4 protein-coding genes and 1 pseudogene are annotated in these 3,284 nt (G+C 56.6%); all 5 read left to right on the top strand.

Annotated elements, in window-relative coordinates:
• Positions 1-8 precede the first annotated feature (8 nt).
• On the top strand, positions 9-95 hold the full coding sequence (locus tag CINSTRO3249_RS16870; protein WP_371441378.1) for a hypothetical protein: 87 nt from the start codon (positions 9-11) through the stop codon (positions 93-95).
• Positions 96-179: 84 nt separating this feature from the next.
• Entirely contained in the window at positions 180-782 is a 603-nt protein-coding gene (locus CINSTRO3249_RS14270; protein WP_217265404.1) for a glutathione S-transferase family protein, read from the top strand.
• A 103-nt stretch (positions 783-885) separates the two neighbouring features.
• A complete protein-coding gene (locus CINSTRO3249_RS14275) occupies positions 886-1,890 on the top strand; it encodes an ABC transporter substrate-binding protein (protein ID WP_074013749.1) in 1,005 nt (334 codons plus the stop codon).
• A gap of 311 nt (positions 1,891-2,201) precedes the next feature.
• Positions 2,202-2,784 (top strand): annotated as a pseudogene (locus tag CINSTRO3249_RS14280) (LysR substrate-binding domain-containing protein).
• A 330-nt stretch (positions 2,785-3,114) separates the two neighbouring features.
• Positions 3,115-3,284, top strand: a 170-nt coding sequence (locus CINSTRO3249_RS14285) for an IS1 family transposase (protein WP_143146886.1), incomplete at its 3' end; no start/stop codon positions are given.

Genomic DNA, 3,284 nt, shown 5'->3' on the forward strand with positions numbered 1-3,284 from the left:
AGGCCTGGTTGCGTGATGTGATCAGCAAGATCAGCGACTGGCAGTCGAACCGAGTGCATGAACTGCTGCCCTGGAACCTCTCAATCGTAAAATAATATTTACACTACGGCCCTCGTGGGGCGCTTACCTTTATCCTGCTTAAGTTTCCCTCATTGCCGACAGGATGCCCTATGTACCTATTGAGAACGTCACCGGCCTCGCCTTTTGGTCGCAAAGTCGCTTTGGCGGCGGCGGCAACCGGCCTTGCCGATCAACTGACCATCGAGCCGGCGGACGTCAATAATCCCCTCGACAGCCTTTTACAGCAGAATCCATTAGGCAAGATCCCGACGCTTATCACGCCGGAGGGGCAGACCCTGTTTGATTCGCGGGTGATTATCGAATTTCTGGATGCCAAAGCCGGTGGCGGCGTGCTGATCCCCAAGGGCGATGCCCGCTGGCAGGTGCTACGCCAGCAGGCGTTGGCGGATGGTTTGATGGATGCGGCGCTGTTGGTGGTGTATGAGGATCGTTACCGCCCGGAGGACCAACGTTCCCCGGCATGGGTGGCGCGCCAGCAGGATAAAATGGCGCGTGCGCTCGACTACGCCGAAAGTCATTATACCTCTCCCCCGGTGGCTGGGACGTTACATGTAGGGGAAATTGCGCTGGCCGCCGCGCTGGGCTACCTCGATCTGCGCTTTGACGGCACCTGGCGCTCACGTTACCCAAAGCTGGTCAACTGGCTTACTCTGTTTCGTCAGGCGCTACCGGCTTATGACGCCACCGGTCGCCAGCCCTAGTTGCCACACCAGCGCCTGCCAGCGGGGGTGTCCGTCGGTGGGTTAAGCCGCGTACCCGGTTGCCGGGCGCGTAAAGTTTTATTGCAAACAAGGAAAACAGGCTATGTCGAACCGTTGGCTGTCGAAAGGGGCGGCCCTGGCCGCTGCCGCCGCAGTTTGGATGGGATCCCTTTGCGCCCCGGCGGTTGCCGCCCCGGCGCCCGTCAAAGTCACTTTCGTCCAGGAGTGGCCGGTGGCGGATGGCTTTTGGATCCCCTGGACGTTGGGTATCAGTAAAGGGTTCTACCGCGAGGAAGGTATCGATCTCAATGTGGTGGCGCCGCCAACCGTGGCCGATACTATGAAATTCCTCGGTACCGGCCGGGCGGATGTCGCCTTTACCACCGTTATGGACATTATTTTTGCCAAAGAGCAGGGCGCGCCGGTGATTTCGATCGGTCGCTATGGCACCGGCAATAACTGGGGTATTTTCACCCCGGCAGGTCAGCCGGTCACGCTGGCGCAGCTTAAAGGCAAGCGCATCGGTATCTATAACGATGCCTGGACGAAAGCGCAGCTGTCGTTGATGTTAAAAAGCGCCGGTATGACGTTGGACGATATTCAAATGGTCGCGGCCGCCGACAATACCGTCCCCCTACTGCTGCAAAAACGCGTGGATGCCACCACCGGGATTACCAATGCCGAAGGAACGGAAATCGCCGTGGCCGGCAAGCAGCCGCCTGAGTTTATGCCTGCAACCCTGCATGGCGTGCCCGATACGCCTATTTTTATGTTCGCCGGTAATCAGCGCTGGCTGGAAAAGAATCCACAGTTGGCCAAGGCGTTTATGCGCGCAACGGCGCGAAGTCTGCGCTATGCCATCGAGCATCCTGAGGAAGCCACCGCCGCGTTTGCCGCCAAATACAGCAAATCCTATGACGAGAATTTCGTTAAGCAGCAATGGCATGACACCATGCAGGTGCTGGGCGCGCCCGGCGACCAGCAGTTGAAGCAAAACGATGGGGCCTGGCGTGATGTGCTGGACGCGGTGACCTCGCTTGGCATTGTGAAGACCACGCTGCCGGTCGATGCGTATTACACCAACGCTTATTTACCACAGGGGCAGTGATATCCCTGGCCGGCGCCGAACTCTCGCCCGGCGCCAGCAACGCGCGCCGCATGCGCTGCCGCCATTCCTCCGGCCGTCGGGGCAGCCGTTTTCCCTCGCGCCGGTGGGGGTAGGTTATCGTCACCGGATTGCAGCGCCCCGTTCACCGCTGCCGTGACGTAGCGCCGCTGCGCGGGTTATGCGGTCATTGCATGGCTAAAGCCATTTTTTTGCTTAGCATTAAAATGTATAACTTACCGCTTTTTTTATTTGTCGATTATATGTAACGCTTGTAGAACTGTATACCTATGAGGAAAAAGGAGTGAACAGGCGTGAACTTTCAGCAACTGCGTATTATCCGCGAGTCAGCCCGCTGCAACTATAATCTGACCGATGTTGCGAGCATGCTGTTCACTTCGCAATCGGGCGTCAGCCGTCATATCCGCGAACTCGAAGATGAGCTGAGGGTAGAAATTTTCATCCGCCGCGGCAAACGTCTGATTGGCATGACGGAGCCGGGCCTTGAGCCGCTATCCACTTATTACCTACCGGCACGGCATCACCGGCCGTTCGCGGCTGGATGTGGCTTTTCAGGCGGCAGGGCTGCACCCTGAGGTTGTGATAAGCGCCCAGGATTCTGATGTTATCAAGACTTACGTCGAGCTGGGGCTCGGGGTTGGGCTGCTGGCGGACATGTCATATCATCGCGAAAGAGACGCCGGCTTGGTGAGTCTGCGCGCCGAACATCTGTTTGAGGCCAATACCGTGTGGCTCGGGGTAAAACGCGGCCAACTGCAGCGTAAGTATGCCTGGCGCTTTATACAGCTGTGCAACCCGCAACTGTCGCTAACGGAGATTGAAGAAGCGGTATTCGCCACCGCCGCACCCGCCGCCGCCCTCGATTATCAAATTTAACCTCGGGAGCAAGACCGGGGAGTGACCGGGCGGTGACGTGTTTCACGGTGACCGCCGATTATCAACGGTATTGTGATAATTATCACTGTAAACAAACTCGGACTAATCCTATAATTACTCATCCTTTACAGAGCTAACGCCATGAGCCCCTCATGAGTGCCGGAGATAAGCGCCGGAAAGGATAAAACCTTACGCCCCGTGAATTGGGGCTTTTTTTCCAGCAGAAAAGCGCATCGGCAACTTACCTCCTCGCAAGAGGGAGTACAGCAAAGGGTAATGCCTTCAAATAGTTGACTTTTGTGATATTCTGCCTCTATTTGAGGTTTCCACGTGGTTACAGTTTCTGTTCATTGTCCTCGCTGCCATTCAGATGAAATTTATCGACATGGCCTTAGTCCAACTAAGCGCGAACGCTTCCGGTGTCAGTGCTGTCACCGTGTATTCCAGCTTACCTACCGCTATGAAGCGCGAAAGCCGGGAGTTAAAGAGCAGATCGTTGA

Source organism: Candidatus Sodalis sp. SoCistrobi (genome assembly GCF_900143145.1).
Taxonomy (GTDB): Bacteria; Pseudomonadota; Gammaproteobacteria; order Enterobacterales; family Enterobacteriaceae; genus SoCistrobi.